Here is a 21,793-nt window from a genome sequence, read left to right as displayed (position 1 = left end):
TTTATCTGTATCCTTGTGCCTGTAACTCAAACAATTCTGCATATACGCCTCCCAGGGCCAGCAACTCTTCATGAGAGCCGGTTTCACTAATACCGCCATTTTCCAGCACAAGGATTCGGTCAGCCATTCTTACTGTACTAAAACGGTGAGAAATCAGAATGGCCGTTTTGCCTTTGGTCAACGCTGAAAACCGCACAAAAACGTCGTATTCGGCTCTGGCGTCGAGTGCTGCTGTGGGTTCATCCAAAATGAGCACCTGTGCTTCGCGCATATAGGCACGCCCAAGAGCTACCTTCTGCCACTGCCCGCCGGAAAGCTCTACGCCTTTGTCAAACTTTCTTCCCAACATTTGATCGTATCCGCCTTCCAGTGAATGAACCACTGTGTCCGCCATACTTTTGTGTGCCGCATCCTCAATTTTGGATTGATCATAAATATGGGTGATCTGCCCAACGGCAATATTTTCCCCTACTGTCAACTGATATCGCACAAAATCCTGAAATATTACTCCGATGGCCTGTCTGAGTTGTTTCAGGTCATATTGCCGAAGGTCGTGTCCGTCGAGCAGAATCCGCCCCTCAGTCGGATCATACAGCCTGGCCAGCAGTTTCACAAGGGTGGTTTTACCTGCCCCGTTTTCCCCTACAAGTGCCAGCTTCTCTCCTGCTTTCAGTTCAAATGAGGCATTGCGGAGGGCATATTTGTGGGAACTGGGATATTTAAAAGAAACATTTTCAAATACAAATCCTTCCTGAATCTGTGCAGGAAAGGGCAGGGGATCGGCGGGGGAAAAAATCTCCGGCTTCATCGCAAAAAAATCGAAAAAATCCTGCAGGTATAAAGCACTCTGTGCAATGGTTGAAAACCGCGACAGGATGCCCTGCAAAAGCCCGCTCAGACGGCTGAAAGAACCGGATAAAAACGTCAGGTCTCCCAGGCTGATCTGCCCATGAATAGTCTGGATTACAATCAGTACATAAGCACCATAATAGCCGAGATCTCCAAAGGTATTAAATACAAACCCCCAAACTGCTCTTTTAATGGCTAAAGCTTTGTTTGCCAGATAGTAACGATGCGCCAGTTTTTGAAACCGGTCTTTCAGAAAATCGGCCAGCCCAAAGATCTTCACTTCTTTTACCGTCTGGTCACTGGCTCCGATATACCGCATATAATCGAGTTCTCTCCGCTCCGGTGTCCATGCGCGGGATATCGAATAGCTTCGTTGGTTGAAGTGGGTTTCGCTGATGAAAGCTGGAATAACCGTAATCACCAGCAATACGATTAACCATGGGTTGAAAAATACGAGCCCGGCAGCCAGAAATACCATCGAAATCATATCCTGAGCCTGAAGCAGCATCTGAGACATGAGGATGGTGCGGCTGTTGGTTTGCTGACGTGCGCGCTCCAGTTTGTCGTAAAATACGGAGTCTTCAAACTGAGGGAGATCAAGACTAGCTGCATGCGCAATCAGCCTGACAGAGCTTTCATTGCTGAAAAGGTCTCCCAGCAATGCATCGAGAAGGGAGATCGCTCTTCCCAGCATGGCTGAAATAATCGCCAGCCCCAACTCCATACCTATGAGCATCCAAAGATGGGTTTTCTCTCCTCCGGTATGCTGGGAGAGGAAAACGACTTCGTCGATGATCAGTTTACCAATGTAAAGGGTGCTTACCGGTACGCCTGCTTTCAGCAGGCGCAAGGCCATGTTGCCCGCTGCCATCCAGGGCTGTGTATCCCAGATCAGGCGCAAAAAGGGAGGCAGATGTCTGAGGGCCCGAAGGTTGTCTTTAAGAGAGAGCGTTCCGCCATAACGTTGGTCTCTGGCAGATGCGCGAAATAAATTGGAAAATAAACTCATAAGGTCTTCATACGCAAGGCTTGTTTCCAGAGTTGGCAATAAGTTGTGCAGCGCGCTTGGGGAAAGCAATAAAAGTGCTAATTTCGGAGTTATGCAAGTAATTGAGAACCCTAAAAACTATCCCATGAAAGGCGTATTATTACAGTTGACAGCAACGATCATTGCTGTTTTTTTTATGCTTACACCCGTTTTTGCCCAGACTGACTCTCAGCCTGCCGGGGACCACACCATATATCAAATCTACGTGGGCACGATGAACTCTCTGGAAGATTTAGCCCAGTTTGATGATCTTAAAGAGTTTGGTTTTATCCGCCCATTTTCTATTTCTGAACTTCCTGTAGAACAGCAAATGGTAAGTCGGGACGGAGAAGGGAAAAAAGTATTCGTCGGCCCTTATCTTGGGAAAGCCACCGCAGAAAATATCCTTACATTGATATGGACCAGGGGCTACTCCAATGCCTTTATTGAAGCAGATGAGCGCAGCCTGCGTACAAACAAAACCCAAAACCTGACATACAGCGTTCAACTGGGTGCCTTTCAGCAACCGGATATGCGTCGGTATGAAAAAATTTCCAACGTCTTTGCGTATGGGACATTTCTGACCTTTGAAGACGGGCTTTACAAAGTCGTGGCAGGATTGTACAAACCTGAGTCAACAGATTATGTCAAGTCAACAGTCATCCCTTACCTGAAGAAGCAGGGCTTCAACGGTTTTGTGAGAACTGTACGCAATCCTTATCAGTAAGACCTACTTAAAATCCAGCAGTTCAACGTCAAAGATCAGCGTTGAATTTGGCGGAATATTGGGTGGATAGCCGTTTGGACCATAGGCGAGATCTGAAGGAATATACAGTTGCCATTTGGCACCGGCATTCATCAGTTGAAGCGCTTCTGTCCATCCGGCAATTACCTGAGTTACCTGAAACTCAGCAGGTGTTCCTCTTTCATATGAGCTGTCGAATACAGATTCGTCAAGGAATCTCCCTTCATAATGCACCCGCACCAAGTTGTTGGGACCGGGTGAAGGGCCATTGCCAGCCCGCAGGACTTTATACTGAAGTCCGCTGGGAAGGGTAATCACACCTTCTTCAGATTTATTTTGAGCGAGGAAAAGCTCGCCTTCCTGTTTGGCCATTTCGGCGCTTTCCATAAACTTCCTTTGCTGTGAAGCCTGCGCTTCCTGCTGGAAAGCCATAAGACAGGATTGAAGTCCTTCGGCAGAAATCGGAGACTCCACATCTTTATATACATCACTCAACCCCTGATACAGCATTTCCGGACTGATATCCAGATCAAGCTGCCCCAGGTTTTTTCCAATATCCATACCCAAAGCGTAGGAAATACTGTCGGCGCGGGTCACCAGTTTAGGTGCTTTTTGAGCAAAACCTGTAGACTGAATCACCAAAATGCCTGCTATTAACCAGAATAATCTTTTCATAAATGAATTTGTCATTAACACTATGGCAATTTTGCCTGAAAAAATGGAATTACCAAAACAAAAAGGCTGCCGTCGGCAGCCTCCTTGAAATGTGTTAATATTTCCCGGGAAAAATTTTTCTTAGTTGAGAAGCCGGAAGGTAATGGGGATCGTCTTGTAAACGGCTACTTTTGTTCCGTCCTGCTCACCTGGAATCCATTTGGGCATAAGTGAAATCAGGCGGATGGCTTCCTCATCACAGCCATGTCCCACGCCTTTTACTACTTTCGCATTGCTCAGGCTGCCGTCGGGATTTACAATAAACCGTACATATACAACGCCTTCGATGTTATTGTTTTTAGCTTCCAACGGGTAGCGGTAGTATTTGTTGAAAAACCTTGCCAGGGCTTTGGTTCCTCCCGGAAATTCGGGCATAAGCTGAGCAGCGACCAGCGGTTTGTTGACAGAAGCATTGGATGCTTTGACCACCTCGGAAACTGGTTGCGGAGCCGGACGCGTCGGCAGATCACGTGTATTTTCGGTACGGAAGACCTCTGTATTTTCTGTAATCGGTGAATCAGTTTCTTTATTTTCTGAAACCGTTTCTGATGACGCTACTGTATTGTTGGCTGGTTCTTCTTCGCGCGGTTCTTCTGGCAGATTCGCACCGGTTTTTAATTCACTTTCACTTTCGCTTTTTGTGGCATTCAGGTCTACAACAGATTCGGGTTCGTTGAGTGGTTTCGCCGCACTTGCGATCTGCGTGGCCATTCTTTCATCCTGACTGATTTGCACCCGTTTTGTGTACGTATTGGAAACCGCGTTTTTGGTTGAGTATAGTTGGATACGGTAGTTTCCGGGCTGTTCGTAAGTATAAGTAAACGATTTGCCGACTCTGCGTCTGGAACCATTTCCAAAGTCCAGCATATAGGTTACTTCGGGATCATAATTCTCGATACTAAAGTTGAGTGTGCGGCCCTGTTTGCGCTCTCCGTCAATATCTACCATGTAAGGAGAAAGGCTATTTTGTGCGGTTTCTTCTGCGGTCTCTTCGCCCGAAAGGGTATCAACAACGCTGATGGCCAGGTTGCGATTTTGTTCAATCAGGTCCAGAAGATTCAACACTGTGATATAGTCCTCTACAGATTTTACTGTATCACGGCCAATATCCGGATGACTAACGATAATTGGAGCCTCGTCTTCGGTAAACAATGTCTGTACCTTCTCATACGAAAGGTCAGCCACGCTGAAAGTTCGGAGGTTTTTCTGGAAACTAATGGTTTTATAGACCGTGAAGCCTATTCCCACAACAGCAAATAGTACTAGAGCATAGAGGCCTTTTCTTCTTCTTTCGGCTTTTTCATGGGCTTCAATCCGAAGGAGGTAGTCATCAATTTTGTGAACAGTCGTTGTCTTGTTTGCGTTTTGCATATCTTCTCGATGTTAGGTGGAGGGAAACGCGCTTCCTGTGACCAGCCAAAAAACGGGCCATGGAAACATCTCTCTCACAAGTTTCAGCAGTGAAAAATCTTAAAAGGGCGAAAAACGAAGATTACAAGTGTTAGATTTCGGGAGGAATGGGTCGATTTCTTGAGTCAATCTAAGCATAGATTCTCATTACTATTTTGCCTTTCGTATGAATGGCAAATAAGAGATATTGATTGGTTAAATCATTTGGGTCAAATGAAAACTAATCGGAATACTCAATATTCGGATTTGGGAATATAACATTACGAAGTACGTTTTTTTTCTTACCACGAACCGCTGCTGCCGCCGCCGCCAGAAAATCCGCCGCCGCCGGAATATCCCCCCCCTCCTGAATATCCGCTGCCCCAGCTGACTCCGCCACCACCATTTCCGGAACCACCGCCAGACCTTCCCCGCCACTTTCCACGCAGCCTTTGGATCCCGATATATAATTTATCTCCAATAAAAATGCCGATGTATGTCCAGAATATAATCCGGCTTGCTTTTTCGCCAAATAAACCGGGGGTCATAAACCAGATAAGCAGCATGATAAAGATTCCGAGAAACCAGCTGTAAAATCCCCCCTGTCCGATAATGGAATACAGGATAAATAGTATTATCGCTGAAAAAAAAGTACCCATAATGATTTTGGCCCATAATGGATAATTTTCAGTCGCCAATTCCTGCCTGATGTTTTGATCTCCGGTAAGCACTCTGATGATCGCGTTGGTTCCTTCGGAAATGCCTGTCGTGAAATCGTCTTTTCTAAAAAAGGGCGCCATTCTGCTACGGATAATCTGGTCGCAGGTGTAGTCGGTAAGTATTGGCTCCAGTCCGTAGCCTACTTCGATTCTTAACTTTTTTTCCTGTTTGGCAATCACAACCAGGACCCCATTGTTTTTGTCCTTTTGCCCCAACTGCCATGTGTTAAAGACACGATTGGCATAGGTTTCAATATCTTCTCCATTTAAAGAAGGTATAGTGAGTACAACAATCTGGTTGGTTGTATTTTTTTCGTGTGCTATCAGGGTCTGGCTTATTGTGTTAAAGCCTGGCCTGGTGAGAATGCCTGCATAGTCGTTGACGTTCCCGGTGAGGTAGGGTACGTCGAGCGAAAAACCCTGAAACGTTATCAGGGAAAAAATGCTAAATAGAAGATAACGGAGAGACATTACTCTGTTCGTAGCTGATTGGATAGTTCGTCTGTATCATCAGGCTGAATTTCAACGCCCTTATCCACAAGGATTTTTGCGCATGCATTCACCGCAGATATGATGCCTTCTGTAACATTGCCATTTTTGATGGCGATGATCATTTCCGCTACGATCTGGTCCCATGCTGCCTGCTCTACTACTTTACTGATCCCTTTGTCAGCCATGACAATAACCTGATGCTCAAACCAAGCCACAAAAATCATGATCCCGGTTCGGTCAACAGTCTGAAATACTTCTTCCCGAAGAAAAAACTGGTTGGCCTTAAAATATGCCATTTCCCGCAGATGTTCGCTCCCGGCAAGCCATCGTTGTAGTGCGGGGATATAACGCACAGCGAGTCCACCGGAAACGCCTGCACCACATACCACCAGCAAATACCAAAAAGGATCATAAAATATGAACCCGTGGGCAAAGCGATCAAGCAGAATGAGTACCACAAAAGCAAAGAATGCGAGAGCCGTGCCTCCTTTATATATTGCGATAGGGTAGGATGCGCATTGATTGACAAATACCGGAACAATTTCACCAGAAGTTTTGCTTTCCGATTCTTTTACAGATGCTTCAATCTGGCTGAGTTCCTGCTCAGTGAAAATATGTGCTTTTTTCATGACTTGGTCAAAATTCGTAGATCGCCCACTAAGATACGAAGGTAGCAGATAGGTACGTAATAAAAAAAATGCCAGCCCGAAGGCTGGCGTATATTCAGAACACAGAAGTAGATGTCGGATTAATTGTTGTTGGCAAGATTGACCGAGCCATCTCCCGAAATGATTTCATACTTTTTAACATAGGTGCTGCTTCGCCCGTCTTTGCTTGTGGCCTTGAGGGTAAGGTCAAAATGACCCGGCAGGGGGTAAGCATATACCGTGCGATCCTTAATCGGCTTGACGACGCCATTTCCAAAGTCAAGTTCATATTCAAACTCCGGATTATAGTCTTCAACCGTAAAGGTCAGTTTTCTTTTGATCTGACGCTCCCCGGCAACATCTACCACGAAAGTTTGCAGCGGTGCAGTCTGACTGCTGTCAGAGGATCTTTTTTCCATATCTGTATATGCCTTCCGTCCCATTTCAATCAGGTCAATCAGATTTAATATCTGATAGTACTCATTTACCGATGCAACGGTGTCGTTGCCAATTTCTGGGTGATAGACAATGATTGGTTCTTCGTTTTGCGCAAAAATCCCATTGACCAGATCAGGATCCAGGTCAGTGACCGAAAATCTTCTCAGAGATTCTTTTTTTTCTAATGAACCCGACTGCTGATATAATACAAAACCGGATCCCATAAAAGCCAACAACAAAAACCATTTAAGTTTGGTTTTTCTGCGCCTGACCTTCTCACGCGCTTCAATTTTGCCCAAATATTCTTCGAACTGGTTTGAGGGGGTATTCGCCTGTTCCATTTTTTTCGATTGATGCTAGATAATAATGACTTATACAAAAACTGCTCCAAAACGCCTGAATCTTACATGCTGCCAGTTGAAATTCTATCGGGAAAATTTATATTTTTTTAGGCAGCCTGTTTAAATTAAATAACAGTTCAATTTATTATTTTGAACCAAATTCATTGATGGGATGTTGTTTGAATGGCAATTATGGGATGCTGACTGGTGGAAATAGCGGTTTGGGAAGAACCTGATGAGAGGATCAGGTTTTCATTTTTTTTGACCAAAAGGGAAAAAAACCTACACGGCAAATGGCGCTGAAAATCAAACCATCTTCTGTGCACAGAATGAATAATAACCGAAATAGGAGATAGGATTGAAAAAATCCGAAGCGCTTCAGCGAATAAACAGCCGGGTCATTTCAAAATTTTCGCAGCGGACTTTCAGAAAATATATGCCACTGGTAAGAAAATCTACCTGAAAATCGATCTCAGGGGTAAGTGCTTCAGCGGTAAAATTTTTGCTAAACTCTTTTTCTCCCCCAAATCTCACCACTTCAATTTTCAGATTTTCGGTACACAGATCAGGTCGGGAAAACCGGATATGATCGCCTGTGTAGGAATAGGTACTGCTTGATGGGCCGGAGGATGGCTGGCTGACCGCATTGAGTGCTTCCCGTATCTGAACAAAAGTTTTCTTTTGCGCCTGTTTTAAAGGGGGGAGGTTACCATCCATCAACAATTGTGCGGTCATGATCAGGATTGAGCATAAGATCAGCCACTTTAAAACGGCCAGATGTGTATGGTAGCTTTTAAACATATACCAAAAACAAATATAGATAAACCAGGGGATGGCCCTAATTTAATGATAAGTTTCGAATGGGTAAAACTTTCGAAAGAAAAACCCTCCCTTTTTCGGTATTTTTTCGCATTTAGTCCCGTATCAGCTTGCTTATCGCCCAGGCAGCTACGGCGCCGACTCCCAGTGCAATCCACCAAAAGCCGGAATTGTCGTCATCCTTTTGACCGCTTCCTGTCAATGACTCAAACAGGGACTCGGCTGGTGCGAGCTTCAGCAATTGATCCAACACATACTGCAAACGGTCTCGTGTCCCGGTGGAAATGTTTAGTTTTAGCCCCTGACGAAGAATAAACATGCCCAGCTGACCTCTTCGGTGCGTGTTAAATACAGATAGGGCGAGAATTTCCAGTGCCTGGCCGTATTTGTCTCTGACATCGGTAAAGTAATCGGGCAAATGGTTGATCGAGGTTACGAGCAGTTCATCACAGATTTCCTGAACTCTACCATCGGGTGCTTCTCCGGCAGAGATCTGGCTTGCCAGCGTTTCTATATCTGTAACTAATGTATGAATATGCCGGAAGGTATCTTTGTATGCCAGTGCGAAGAAAGATACCGGGATGGCAATCGGATGGGCACAAAGTACATTAATCTCCTCCCAGTCTCTTTGCCGGAAGGCATGAAACAGCCTGCGATTGTACTGTTCGGCAAAATATGGAGCAATAAATGCAAGGAAATCTGAAGGAAACGAAGCCAGAAGAACAATATCCCCTGAGTAAAAATATTCCAGCGATGCCTCTTCCAGAAAGGTAAGCAGTTTCGGATTCTGGAAAATACGCAGGTGGTGGGATCGCTCCGTATCTGTCGAAAGCATATCAAAAACCCGGAGTACGTCAGATTTGGAAATCTCCTTTCCCCGGAGCACAATCGTAGGGGTATTATGCAGTTCAAACTCTGCAAGTAAACGTTTTTTTTCCCGCTTCAACATGGTTTGATCCAGGCCATTGCTGAGTGCCGCCGGTTCAAGGTTGAGTATAGATAACGGATTGATATATTGCATGGTCTAAAATACGGAGGAATCGTGTGGTTTGATTCCTTTCTATACATAACTTTTACTTAAATTGTGCTCAATATGGATAAACTGTATAAGATTGCTCTGCTGCTGTTGTGGACTTTCTTGGGTTTTCAGGCAATTTCCCAAAATGATTATCGCTGGAAAGATTCCTGTCTTTCAGCTAATGCCCTGGATTTTCGGATTCCTGTCCCTGATGGTTATCAAAGGCTGCCGGTTCCGGCCCATAGTTTTGGTGAATGGCTCCGGCAACTTCCCCTAAAACCAGGCCGCCCTCAGGTGATGTTGTATAATGGAGAACCCAAACACAATCAGAATGCACACTTTCTGGTGATCGATATAGACCCGGGCACCCGCGATCTTCAACAATGTGCCGATGCAGTCATGCGGCTCAAAGCCGAATATCATTTTGCATGCGGCGAGTATAGCCAGATTCATTTTAATTTCACCTCCGGCGACCGGGCCGATTACATGCGGTACCGCGATGGCTATCGGCCGCAGTTTACCGGTAATAAAGTGTACTGGAGTAAATCTGCTGCGTCAGATGGCAGTTATAAAAATTTTCGAAAATATATGGACCTGGTCTTCTCCTATGCCGGAACCTTTTCGCTAGATAAAGAGTTGTTGGTAGTGGAAGATATAACGCAGATCCAGCCTGGTGATGTTTTTATTCAGGGAGGATTTCCGGGGCATGCCGTGATGGTAGTGGATGTAGCCGAGAATATTGAAACCGGAAAACGGATCTTTCTGCTGGCGCAGAGTTATATGCCTGCTCAGGAAATGCATGTGCTCCGCAATCCTACGGATAAATCGCTGAACCCATGGTATCCGGTAACAGAAGGACAGCTTTATACGCCTGAATGGACATTTCAGGAAGGGACTTTGAAGCGATTTGGTAATAAATAACCGGTTTTTTCGACGAACTGCTATATATTCTCTGCAAACGACAGATAATTCCATGGCGTTAAACCCTTTCTTGCCGTAAAATACACATAGTCAGACTGACATTATTCCTCATGCTCATACTCAAAGACATTCACAAATCTTACCAGATTGGACATAACTCCCTGCATGTATTAAAAGGAATCAACCTGGAGATCAAAGAAGGCGAGCTGGTATCCATTATGGGATCATCGGGGTCGGGTAAATCTACCCTGCTGAACATTCTGGGTATTCTCGACAATTATGATTCGGGATCCTATACGCTCAATGGGACACTAATAAAGGATTTGTCGGAAACCAAGGCCGCCGTTTACAGAAATAAGCTCATCGGGTTTATTTTTCAGTCATTTAACCTTATTTCCTTTAAAAATGCCGTGGAGAATGTTGCGCTCCCGCTCTACTATCAAAATGTTGGCCGGATCAAACGCAACAAGCTGGCCCTCGAATATCTCGATAAAGTAGGTCTCGCTGCATGGGCAGACCACCAACCCAATGAGCTCTCTGGCGGACAAAAGCAGCGCGTAGCTATTGCCCGGGCACTTATTTCCCAACCTAAACTGATTCTTGCCGATGAACCTACCGGTGCGCTTGACTCTCAGACTTCTTTGGAGGTAATGGAGGTGCTCAAAGAAATTAACCGCTCCGGCATAACCGTGGTAATCGTAACCCACGAACATGATATCGCCGCCATGACCAATCGCATCATCAGGCTTCGCGACGGCCAGATTGAAGCCAACGAAATCGTTTCCCGGTAAATGAACCCTCAAAGACATCCGCAATGTTTGATATAGACAAGTGGCAGGAAATATTTTCAACCATCGGGAAAAATAAACTCCGCACCTTCCTGACAGCCTTTAGCGTAGCCTGGGGGATATTTATGCTTGTGATACTCCTGGGTGCAGGAAATGGCCTGCAAAACGGCGTCGCCAATATGTTTAAAGATGATGCTATCAACAGCATCTGGATTTCAAGCGGAACAACCAGTCTGGCTTATAAAGGACTTCAACCCGGACGGCGGGTGCAGTTTACCAATGAAGATTACGATGCGGTGCGTACGCAGGTAGAGGGATTAGATCATATCAGTGCGAGATTTAATATACAGTCAGCCGTAACTGTCAATTATAAAGATGAGTTTGGTGCCTTCTCCGTTCGCTGTGTGCACCCTGACTTTCAGTACCTGGAAAAAACCCTGGTAGTAGAAGGTCGCTATATCAATGAAAAGGACATTGCCGAACACCGTAAGGTGACGGCTATCGGTGTAAGAGTAAGAGATGCACTTTTTCTTCATGAGACCGCCATCGGAAAATACATCAACCTCAACGGCATCGCGTTCAAAGTAGTCGGTATTTTTGAGGATGAGGGAAATGAGGGAGAAACAGAAACGATGTATATCCCGATTACCACAGCACAGCGCACGTTCAATGGAGCCAATCATATCAATCAGATGATGGTCACCGTGGGCGATGCCAGTCTGGAAGAAAGCCAGATGATCGCAGACCAGATCAAAACGAAACTCTCCAAAAGAAATAATTTTGACCCCGAAGATCCCAAGGCTGCTTATGTCCGCAACAGCATTGAACAGTACCAGAATATTATGGGTGTGCTGGGCGGCATTCAGGCTTTTATATGGGTAATCGGCATAGGAACGATCCTGGCCGGGGTAGTCGGCGTCGGTAATATTATGATGATTGTGGTGAAAGAAAGGACAAAAGAGATCGGGATCCGAAAAGCAATCGGTGCGACTCCGTGGTCTATCCTGAGTCTGATCATTCAGGAATCGATATTTATAACTTCAATGGCGGGTTATCTGGGACTGATTCTGGGAGTAGGGCTATTGGCATTGGTCGCATCCTTTGTACCTGCCGATACGCCAATGTTTTCAAATCCTGAGATTAACCTGGGCGTCGCCCTTCAGGCGACGATTTTACTTGTATTTGCAGGGACAATGGCCGGGCTGGTTCCCGCCATTAAAGCTGCGCGGATCCGTCCGATTGAAGCACTTAGAGATGAATAAAAAATAACCCGCAGGTATGATTGATATAGACAAATGGCAGGAAATTTTCCACTCGCTCTCCAAAAATCCCTTGCGGACAGCGCTGACAGCCTTTGGTGTGTTTTGGGGGATTTTTATGCTGGTCGTAATGATGGGGGCAGGAAAAGGGCTTTCAACCGGCGCGACCAGTAACTTTGCCGGAATGGCTACCAATAGCCTCTACGTTTGGAACCAGTCCACCTCCAAAGCATTCAATGGCCTTCCGCCCGGACGGCGGATGCGGATGACCCTGGACGATATGAAGGCTATGGAGCAGGCGATTCCTGAGGCCCGAATCATTTCTCCGATCAATCAGTTAGGTGGATGGCAGGGTAATAACAGTGTAACCCGGGGAAACCGCTATGGAACCTTCAGCGTGTCGGGAAACATGCCCAATATATTTGAAGTGGAGTCCCCCAAGATTATCTCCGGGAGGTTTATCAATCCGCTCGACATAAAGGAGCGCCGGAAAGTTGCGGTAATTGGACCCCGGGTCAAAGAGATTTTGTTTGATGTAGATGAAGATCCCATCGGAGACTATATCTACATCAATGGTGTGTACTTCAAGGTCGTAGGTACCTTTGATACCGAACAGGCCGGAGGCCGTGGAGAAAATGCAGCACAGAAGATTTATATTCCATTTTCCACCTTCCAGCAGGCATTCAACTTCGGAGATTTTGTAGGATGGATCGCCATTACGAGTCAGGATGATGTACCGGTGTCTGTGGCCGAAGAAAAGGTATTGAAAATCCTGAAAGCGCGGCACCGGGTAGCTCCCGATGACAACCGGGCATTTGGCCATTTTAATCTGGAAGAACGATTTAACCAGATGAGCAATACGATGACAGGGATCAACCTGCTCTCATGGTTTGTCGGTATTTGTACACTCATTGCAGGGGTCATCGGCATTAGTAATATCATGCTCGTATTGGTGAAAGAGCGCACCAAAGAAATCGGCGTTCGCCGGGCATTGGGGGCACGCCCGATTTCAATCGTCTCCCTGATTCTCATGGAATCGGTATTTCTTACGACAGTTGCCGGTTATGTGGGCCTGATGTGCGGGCTGGGATTGCTGGAACTGTACAACTGGGCAGCACTTGAGTTCCATATTGAAAGTGGGTTTTTTAAAGACCCTTCAGTAGATTTTTCACTCATGGTACGTGCGCTGGTCATCCTGGTGGCAGGAGGGGCTTTTGCCGGATTTATTCCTGCGAAAAGAGCTTTATCTATTAGCCCGGTTGATGCCCTCAGAGCAGAATAATCAATAAGTTTTTGAAAAATATAATTGCATAAAAGAAACCCATACTACTTATGAAACGCACGATTCTTCCCATACTGATTGTCGGTGGTATTTTAGGATTATTTGTCTGGACCGGTTTTTTCCTCTATAAGAAGAACCAAAAGCCGCCGGTCATATATCAGACAGAAACTGCATTCTACACAGATATCGTCAAAAAAACCGTAGCTACAGGATCTGTAGTTCCCCGTAAAGAGATCGAAATCAAGCCGCAGGTTTCGGGGCTGGTGAAAAATCTCTATGTAGAGCCGGGAGATATTGTAAAAGCCGGTGATCTTATCGCTACGGTTCGCATTATCCCCAACATGGTCAATCTAAACAGCGCAGAAAGCCGGGTAAATCGTGCAGAAATCGCGTTGGAAAATTCCAGAAGGGAATATGAGCGAAACAAACAGCTGCTCACTGACGGAGTCATCGCCGAAGCGGTTTTTCAACAATTTGACCTCAACTTTAAAAACGCCAAAGAAGAGCTCTCCGCAGCAAAAGACAATCTTCAACTGATTCGCGAAGGTTCTACCCAAAAAACAGGTCAGACGGCCAACACAAATATACGCGCTACCATCAGTGGCATGGTGCTGGACGTACCCGTGGAAGAGGGCAATTCGGTGATTGAGGCCAATACCTTCAACGACGGTACTACGATTGCCGTAGTCGCCAATCTGGAGGATATGATTTTCGAAGGAAAAGTTGACGAGTCGGAAGTCGGAAAAATTCGTGAAGGAATGGAACTGCTGCTTACCGTAGGCGCTATCGAAGCCGAAAAGTTTTCAGCGATCCTGGAACATATATCCCCAAAAGGCGTGGAGGAAAATGGCGCAATTCAATTTGAAATCCGCGCCGACGTAAAGCTGAAAAAGGACCAGTTTATCCGTGCCGGGTATAGTGCCAATGCAGATATTGTTCTTCAGCGCAAAGACAGTGTACTGGCGGTTCGGGAAGCGGTACTTCAGTTTGAAGAAGAAACAACGTTTGTCGAAGTGGAAGAGGGGGTGCAACAATTTAAAAAAGTAACTGTTCAGACCGGCCTTTCAGACGGGATCAATATTGAAATTCTTTCCGGCATTACGGAAAAAGATAAAATCAAAAATCCCAACGTCAATCAATAATCGCTGACAAAAGGCTTATTCACAGGTAAATCTGATAAATTCACCGGGTATTGAAATAATGCCCGGTGTTTTGCTTATGTAAGTTTCATACATTTTTATAATTTAGGGTGTTCTCTCCGTTATAACTAATAAAGAGGCACAGGAAATGCGGTTAGATAGTATGGGGGAATACATATATTTATTTCGGATGAAGGCGGACCCGATGAGATTTCTATTGTACTGGGTGTTTCTATGGGGAATATCTGTCCCGGTTTATGGCAATAATCCGGGCGGTCTGGATAGCCTTAATAAGGAGCTACAGGGGCTGCCTAAGTCAGAACAACCTGCTGTCCTGAGCAAAATGGTTTACATTTCGGCGAAAGCGGGTAATCGCAAACAGGCCATTGATTATGCTTTTCAATCACTGCGTATTGCCAGAGAGCTTGAAGATCCCCGCCTTCAGGGCAATGCAGAACATGATCTGGGAAATGTATATAAGCTGCTGGGTGAGTATGAGAATGCCTTTCAGCACTATAAAGATGCGCTGAACCTTCGCCTCCGTTATAGCAAAGCGATTGAAATACAATCTTCGCTTAAGGAGATTCAATCGGTTTGTATCATTATGGGAAGATATGAGGAGGCCATTACCTATTTTCAACGGTCAAAAGAACTGTCAGATATCCAGAAAGACAGTGTAGGAATTGCCAATGCTACCAACCAGATCGGCATGATGAATGAAAAAATGGGCAATCTCACAACTGCTCATACGATATATTTTCAAGCACTGGATCTGTACAAAAATCTCGAAGACTCTACGGGTATTTCCCAGGCGCTTAACAATATCGGGCGCGTTTTTTTTCTGGACAAACGCTACAATCGCGCACTCGAATATTTTAACCGCTCCCTGGATATTCAGCAGGCTCTCGGCAATGAGGAAAAAATTGCAGATGATCTCCATAATATCGGAGAAGTCTATCTGGCAATGGACAGTATTCACAAAGCCCGGGTAGAATATTTCGACAAAGCGCTCATCACCCGTGATGACCTTCCCGATCGCGCTGCCAGAGCCGAAACGCTGAGCAAAATTGGCGATACCTATATGGCGGAAGGCGATTACAACCGCGCGCTTGTTCACTATAATGAATCACTCAAAAACCAGACAGCGCTCGGTGATACCAATGTCAACATAATGTACAATATTGGGAAAGCCTATTATCATCTCAAAGAGTATGATGATGCGATTGATGCCCTAAATCATTGCCTTTCCCTTTCTGCTCATACTCCTCTGGATACTTTTCGCCGAAGCACCTACAAACTGCTTACCGATATCTATGTCGAATCCGAAGACCTGAATAATGCCCTTAAGTATTATCAGTTTTTCACCGGACTCAATGACTCGCTGTTTCGCACCCAAAAGACCCGGGAAATCGCAGATATTCAAAACCGATATGAAGCCATTGCCCAGGAAAAAAAGCTGGAAGAAGCCAAAAATGTTATCCGTATAGGCGAAGAAAGGGCGCGCCAAAACCAGATCATTATCTATGCAGGAAGTATTGTACTTTTCCTCATTATTATCCTTCTGGGTGTTTTGTTCCGGCAGACTAAAATCAAGCAGAAGGTCAATGACCAACTGGCGCATCAAAACAAAGTCATTAATACCCAAAACCGTCAGCTCCACAAAATCAACCAGCGACTGGAAGAGGCCAAACGCCAGGCAGAAGCCGCCTCGGTTGCCAAATCGAATTTCCTCGCAACCATGAGCCATGAGATTCGAACGCCGATGAACGGGATTATCGGGATGACGAGCCTGCTGATGAATACAAATCTCAACCAGCAGCAGCGTGAATATGCACAGACCATTTCCACTTCCAGCAACAATCTGCTCTCCATCCTGAATGATATTCTCGATTACTCGCGTGTAGAAGCCGGCAAACTGGAACTCGAAATCCGCAGCACTTCCGTAAATGAACTGCTCGATGAAGTCATGGCCCTGTTTCAGAGCACTGCCGAAGAAAAAGGGTTGAAACTGGCCTATGAAATTGCGAAAGATGTGCCAGGGCATATATTCTGCGACCCTACCCGGCTCCGGCAGGTTTTGGTAAACCTTGTGAGCAATGCGCTTAAATTTACCCATAAGGGAAGTATTCAGATTTATGCAAGGTTGGTGTCTCCGCCTGCCGAACCTTTCAAGCACAATGATCCGCTGGAACTGGAGTTTGAGGTAACGGATACCGGAATCGGAATTGCCGAAGAAAAACAGGCTACGATTTTTGATTCTTTTCAGCAGGTAGACAACTCTATTTCCCGAAAATTTGGGGGGGTAGGACTGGGACTCGCCATCACCAAGAAATTGCTGGAGCTTATGAAAGGCGCTATTCGGGTAGAAAGTGCGGAGGAAAAAGGTTCGTCTTTTATTTTCTTCATTTCAACCATCGTTGACCGCGAGGCGGAAGCCACTGCCCGTACCCGTAAAAGCGAAAGCCAGTATGCCTTTAATGATACATTGGGCGAACGGTTCCCGTTGCGGATCATGGTTGCCGAAGATAATATGATCAACCAAACGGTTATCGAAGGGATTCTGGAAAAAATGGGCTTCGAAATAGAAATTGTCTCCGATGGAAAAGAGGCGGTGGATGCGCTCGATAAATCGTCTTTTGATATGATCTTTATGGATATTCAAATGCCCGAAATGGACGGCATCACGGCAACCAAAAAGATTATTGAAAAATTTGGACAGCTTCACCGGCCGGTAATTATTGCGATGACTGCCAATGCCATGACCGGAGTCCGGGAAGAATATCTCGCCGCCGGAATGGATGATTATATCAGTAAACCCTTCAAACTTCAGGATTTGGAGCAGGCCATTGTCAAGTGGGGAACCCAGATTCTCGAAAAGAAAGTGCGAAAAACCTGATCCGGTTCACAAACCTACTTTCGCAGTTGGTACATAAAGTATTTCAATACTTGTAATAAATTTCTTATTTCGTCAGGGAATCTTTAAATTTCAGGCTTGAAATCCTGTGTTATTAAGCTTTTCCCAAAGAAATATACCCAAACAACTATGAAAGAAAGTTGGCATAACTTGCAAAAAGTAATCGCTTTTTCAGGCATATTTTTGTTCTTCCTCGCTGATCTCAGCGCGAATGACTGTTCTACAGCGATTGGTCTTACCGTAGTGACGCCTGCGGCTCCTTACAGTTGCGCTACCCCGGTAGTCGGGACATTCGCGACAGCCTGCTCCAATTTGTTCAACTATACTCCTGCAGGCTGTACCAACCAGGCTACCTGCTCTCAGGACCTCTGGTTTCAGTACGATCCCAATGATATCAACAACCCCACAGACCAGTATAATGTGGATTTTGAGCTGAGTTTTAATTTTGCAGCAAATGCAGAGGTTCGTTACTATTTGCTGTACGCTGAGTCCAAAGACAGCGGAAACGGCGATCCCTGTGCATGGATTAATACCAATTCGCAGGCATTCACACTTCGCTATTCGGGCTGTTGGGCCGTGACTACCGGTGGGTTTAACGTTACGCTCAACGCGCGCGGCATGGATGGATCCGGAACCTACTACCTTCTGCTTGAAAGGGTTACCGGAACAGGTGGTACAGTCTCCATTTGTACCCAGCTCGTTTCAACCTGCAATCCACCCGCAAATGACCGCGCCTCCAGCCCGACAACCATGACTTCCGGCAACGGTATCGATTCAAACTCTGCTGCGGGAGGGTCGGGAAGCTGGACCGATGCCATCAGTGGTACGACCATTTGTGCAACCAAACAAAGAATGCAAAATGAATGTGGCGGACCCAATACAGAAGACCACTTTATCGATAATGATGTTACCTGCTTTACCGATGGTTCTATCGGAGATATCTTTTTGGCAGGTACAGGCGCAAGAATATTTCGCTGTACAGGCCTGAATGAATCGCTCGACAATAGCGTATTTTTCCAGTTTGACCCTCCGGTTACTCCTCAAAATGATGACTGGTATCTGCATATTGGCAATATGGATTGTCCTGATGCGGGGCCTGATTCCCTTACGGTGATGGTATCCGATGTGTTTGATCCGACAGATGCAAAAAATACGGCGATTTTATTGGACAATTCGCTGAATTATACCTGTGGCAATATTGGGCAGCAGAATAATTTTCCTTCGGCAGATGGGGTTTTTGGGCCACTGACCCTGAATAATGGGACTACTTATACCATCATTATCGACGGTATCAAGGGCGCAGGTTGTACATTTGATATGATTCTTACACGAAGCATTATCAATCCTGTGTTACCCGTAGCGTTTAGCTATTTCCAGGGATTTGGTGAAGGAATCAACAATATACTTGTCTGGGAGACAAAGGCCGGAACGAGTAAATATTTTGTAGTGGAAAGAAGCCGGGATGGCAGGGAGTTTTTGGCGATTGGAGATGTCTTCGTTTCATCATCCAACGCCTACCGGTTTGTGGACGAAGCCGCACCGCAGGGGCTTTCCTATTACCGCCTTCAGGCAGTGGATATAGATGGAAATCACTTTGCATCAGAAATTGTACAGGTTGACAGGGCTTCGCTGGCGTTCAATTTACATGACCTGAGTCCTATGCCTTTTAATGAACAATTGGAAATACGGTTTAGTGTAAAAACAGAATCAATAGTTTCTCTGGAAATTACCGATATTACTGGTAAATTACTCCTCAGTGAAAACCGTTTATTTCCCCCTGGAACATCTGTTTGGACTACCGCTACCCGCACATTACCTGCCGGTGTGTTTATCCTTAGGTTGAAGGAAGGGAAGGAAAGTATAATCAGAAAAGTGATTAAGCAATGACACACGCAAAAATTGCCGGAATCGGCTACTACGTACCTGAAAATGTGGTGACCAACCACGACCTCTCCCAGCGATTTGATACTTCTGATGAATGGATTCAGGAGCGTTCGGGAATTGTGCAGAGAAGGTATTTTACTCCGGGAGAAGATACCGTCGCAAATATGGGAACCCGCGCGGCACGAATGGCGATCGAAAGAGCCGGGCTACAGCCGGAAGATATAGATTTTATCATTTTTGCCACACTCAACCCTGACTACATGTTTCCCGGTTCAGGTGTACTGGTGCAGCGGGAACTTGGTTTAAATACCAAAGGTACTCCGGCGCTTGACATCAGGTGCCAGTGTTCGGGATTTATTTACGGGCTTTCCATTGCAGACCAGTTTATCAAAACCGGGATGTACAAAAATGTGCTGATGATCGGTAGCGAAATCCATTCTTCCGGGCTGGATTTTTCTAATGAAGGACGAGACGTAACCGTGCTGTTTGGGGATGGCGCCGGAGCCGTGGTGCTTCAGGCAACAGAAGAAGAAGGAAAGGGGATTCTTACCACTCATCTTCACGCCGACGGCGAACATGCCGAGCGTCTGGCTGTGCTCACACCTTCTGGCCACCAGCCCCGGCATATCACCCACGAAATGATCGACAGCCGTGCGATCTATCCTGTAATGAATGGCAAATATGTCTTCAAGTTTGCCGTAGAAAAGTTTCCGGAGGTGATTATGGAGGCACTAAGTAAAACCGGATATACCCCGCAAGATATCGATATGTTTATCCCACACCAGGCAAATCTTCGCATAGCAGAAGCGGTAAGACGCACCCTGGGGCTTCCTGAAGAAAAAGTCCACAACAATATCCAGAAGTATGGCAATACTACTGCGGCTTCTATTCCCATCGCGCTGAATGAAGCGTGGGAACTCGGCAAAATAAAAGAAGGCGACCTGGTATGCCTGGCCGCCTTCGGAAGTGGTTTTACCTGGGCTTCTGCCCTGATTCGCTGGTAGGTTATTTTCCTACTGGTATCTTACTGATCAGCTTGATATCTTTCAGGTCAGAATAATCATACTGATACAGGCCACCATCGCCGATGGCGAGGAGCAGGTTGTGCAACGGAATGACGTCCATGACCTGAATGTCGCTAAACTGAGCCAGAAGATTCTGGTTGATCTTGCTTACATCATTGGCGTCATACACCTTTAAACCTGACGGGCCATCACAAATAAAAAGCACACCATTGCGAATGCCAAGTCCACTGGGGTTGGTCATGCTGTAGGTATATTCAATGTAGGGCTGGGTGATATTCGAAATATTGATTACGTCTAGTTGATTGGTAAAGCCGTTACATACATCGCCATTACCATTTCTAAGCGTTACATATGCATAATTTCCTTCCACTACCACCGGGTCGCAGCTCCTCACATGCGAAATCATGGACAACATAGTTGGGGTAACCGGATTGTCAAGCGAATAAATATACATTCCGGTCATAGAGCCAATAAACAGGCGGTTGTTGTTGGGGAATATGGTTTCAATATCCCATCCAATCTGCGTTTCTCCAAGATCCCGCGGATTTGAAAGGTCTGAGATATCGAATACTTCCAGATCTGTCCAGGTAACCGCGTAAAGATAATCATTGACGATGGTAAAGCGGGCGAGTGAGCCACCTACGCCTACACCGATTTCGCTGTTTCCGCCGGCGGCAGCCTCGTTTTTAATCGAGCTGTTGGAAGCAAAATCCTGTACACCAAAGGCCAGTACATCATTTCGGGTGAAAATATTGGGGCGTCCGAAACCTCCTCCATTATTTCCGCAATCTACTGTTTCTACGATCTCCTGCTCGATCCAGTCAACGGCAATACCGCTGTCAGGGTCAGCCCACAATCCATCATGATTCCAACCGTAAGGAAAAACGTTCTCCTCGCGGTCAAGGACTGTGACGTCTGACAGATTTGAAATATCAATTGCGACCAAATCGACATAACTGTCGGCATACAGAATATTGCCTTTGATGGCCAGATCGTGGTTGCCGGGGATATTGATAAAGCCAATATTTTGCGGGTTGGCTGGATTGTTATTGTCGATGATATGGATACCCTTATTGACTTCACTGATAAAGATCAAGGCATCTTTAAAATACATTTTGCCTGGTGCCAGGATATCCTGTGCGGCTTCGCTTTTTACAGAAGCACGGATCTCTGCATAACTTTTGTAAACAGGTTCGTAAGCATAGTAGGTAACAGTCTGCTCGCATTTGTCCTGAATACAGCCACTCAGAAAACTACTGAACAGAGCGGCTAAAACAATTGCCGGGGTGAATAACTTTTTCATAGATATGGATTGATTTGATGTATTGAGCCTGTAGATAATAGATATCGAATAATTTACCTGCTTGACGGAGGGAATGGTGA

At 45.7% G+C, this 21,793-nt stretch carries 18 protein-coding genes; 9 read left to right on the top strand and 9 right to left on the bottom strand.

The window, feature by feature from the left end; translation table 11 throughout:
• Position 1: 1 nt before the first annotated feature.
• Positions 2-1,858, bottom strand: a complete 1,857-nt coding sequence (locus R3D00_26165) for an ABC transporter ATP-binding protein (GenBank protein ID MEZ4776688.1) — start codon at positions 1,856-1,858, stop codon at positions 2-4.
• Between the two features lie 91 nt (positions 1,859-1,949).
• Here R3D00_26165 and R3D00_26160 point away from each other — a divergent pair, with 91 nt between their 5' ends.
• Positions 1,950-2,603, top strand: coding sequence for a hypothetical protein (locus tag R3D00_26160; protein ID MEZ4776687.1), 654 nt, complete (start codon positions 1,950-1,952; stop codon positions 2,601-2,603).
• Between the two features lie 3 nt (positions 2,604-2,606).
• Here the strand turns inward: R3D00_26160 and R3D00_26155 are convergent, their stop codons facing one another.
• From R3D00_26155 to R3D00_26125, 7 genes are all read right to left on the bottom strand, one after another.
• Positions 2,607-3,296: an FKBP-type peptidyl-prolyl cis-trans isomerase gene (locus R3D00_26155; protein MEZ4776686.1), complete on the bottom strand. Its 690-nt coding sequence runs from the start codon at positions 3,294-3,296 to the stop codon at positions 2,607-2,609.
• Between the two features lie 120 nt (positions 3,297-3,416).
• The gene (locus R3D00_26150; protein MEZ4776685.1) at positions 3,417-4,706 is read right to left on the bottom strand and encodes a TonB family protein; all 1,290 of its coding nucleotides are present in this window, start codon (positions 4,704-4,706) and stop codon (positions 3,417-3,419) included.
• A gap of 320 nt (positions 4,707-5,026) precedes the next feature.
• Positions 5,027-5,914: a TPM domain-containing protein gene (locus R3D00_26145; protein ID MEZ4776684.1), complete on the bottom strand. Its 888-nt coding sequence runs from the start codon at positions 5,912-5,914 to the stop codon at positions 5,027-5,029.
• On the bottom strand, positions 5,914-6,564 hold the full coding sequence (locus R3D00_26140; protein MEZ4776683.1) for a TPM domain-containing protein: 651 nt from the start codon (positions 6,562-6,564) through the stop codon (positions 5,914-5,916). Before R3D00_26140 ends, R3D00_26145 begins: the two co-directional genes overlap by 1 nt.
• A 119-nt stretch (positions 6,565-6,683) precedes the next feature.
• Positions 6,684-7,361 (bottom strand): PKD domain-containing protein, encoded by a 678-nt coding sequence (locus R3D00_26135; protein MEZ4776682.1) that lies wholly within the window; start codon positions 7,359-7,361, stop codon positions 6,684-6,686.
• Positions 7,362-7,739: 378 nt separating this feature from the next.
• Positions 7,740-8,162 (bottom strand): hypothetical protein, encoded by a 423-nt coding sequence (locus tag R3D00_26130; protein MEZ4776681.1) that lies wholly within the window; start codon positions 8,160-8,162, stop codon positions 7,740-7,742.
• 112 nt (positions 8,163-8,274) lie between these two features.
• A complete protein-coding gene (locus R3D00_26125) occupies positions 8,275-9,201 on the bottom strand; it encodes a hypothetical protein (GenBank protein MEZ4776680.1) in 927 nt (308 codons plus the stop codon).
• Between the two features lie 72 nt (positions 9,202-9,273).
• Between R3D00_26125 and R3D00_26120 the strand changes: the two genes are divergently transcribed.
• The 8 genes from R3D00_26120 (at position 9,274) to R3D00_26085 (ending at position 20,389) form a co-directional block, all read left to right on the top strand.
• Positions 9,274-10,119 carry a DUF4846 domain-containing protein gene (locus R3D00_26120; protein ID MEZ4776679.1) on the top strand — a complete coding sequence of 282 codons (846 nt, stop codon included), beginning with the start codon at positions 9,274-9,276 and terminating at the stop codon, positions 10,117-10,119.
• A 110-nt stretch (positions 10,120-10,229) separates the two neighbouring features.
• Complete coding sequence (locus R3D00_26115; protein MEZ4776678.1) at positions 10,230-10,910, top strand: ABC transporter ATP-binding protein; 681 nt, start codon at positions 10,230-10,232, stop codon at positions 10,908-10,910.
• Positions 10,911-10,933: 23 nt separating this feature from the next.
• Positions 10,934-12,169 (top strand): ABC transporter permease, encoded by a 1,236-nt coding sequence (locus R3D00_26110; GenBank protein ID MEZ4776677.1) that lies wholly within the window; start codon positions 10,934-10,936, stop codon positions 12,167-12,169.
• Positions 12,170-12,185: 16 nt separating this feature from the next.
• Positions 12,186-13,448, top strand: coding sequence for an ABC transporter permease (locus tag R3D00_26105; protein MEZ4776676.1), 1,263 nt, complete (start codon positions 12,186-12,188; stop codon positions 13,446-13,448).
• Between the two features lie 50 nt (positions 13,449-13,498).
• Positions 13,499-14,590 (top strand): efflux RND transporter periplasmic adaptor subunit, encoded by a 1,092-nt coding sequence (locus R3D00_26100; protein MEZ4776675.1) that lies wholly within the window; start codon positions 13,499-13,501, stop codon positions 14,588-14,590.
• A 202-nt stretch (positions 14,591-14,792) separates the two neighbouring features.
• The gene (locus tag R3D00_26095; GenBank protein MEZ4776674.1) at positions 14,793-17,483 is read left to right on the top strand and encodes a tetratricopeptide repeat protein; all 2,691 of its coding nucleotides are present in this window, start codon (positions 14,793-14,795) and stop codon (positions 17,481-17,483) included.
• Between the two features lie 147 nt (positions 17,484-17,630).
• The gene (locus tag R3D00_26090; GenBank protein MEZ4776673.1) at positions 17,631-19,388 is read left to right on the top strand and encodes a T9SS type A sorting domain-containing protein; all 1,758 of its coding nucleotides are present in this window, start codon (positions 17,631-17,633) and stop codon (positions 19,386-19,388) included.
• Positions 19,385-20,389 carry a beta-ketoacyl-ACP synthase III gene (locus R3D00_26085; GenBank protein ID MEZ4776672.1) on the top strand — a complete coding sequence of 335 codons (1,005 nt, stop codon included), beginning with the start codon at positions 19,385-19,387 and terminating at the stop codon, positions 20,387-20,389. The genes R3D00_26090 and R3D00_26085 overlap by 4 nt, the downstream gene beginning before the upstream one ends.
• Before the next feature lies 1 nt (position 20,390).
• Here R3D00_26085 and R3D00_26080 read toward each other — a convergent pair whose 3' ends face one another.
• Positions 20,391-21,713 (bottom strand): hypothetical protein, encoded by a 1,323-nt coding sequence (locus tag R3D00_26080; GenBank protein ID MEZ4776671.1) that lies wholly within the window; start codon positions 21,711-21,713, stop codon positions 20,391-20,393.
• Between the last annotated feature and the right edge of the window lie 80 nt (positions 21,714-21,793).

It is taken from the genome of Bacteroidia bacterium, from assembly GCA_041391665.1.
Classification (GTDB): domain Bacteria; phylum Bacteroidota; class Bacteroidia; order J057; family J057; genus JAGQVA01.
This window is presented reverse-complemented; position numbering and strand designations above follow the sequence as displayed.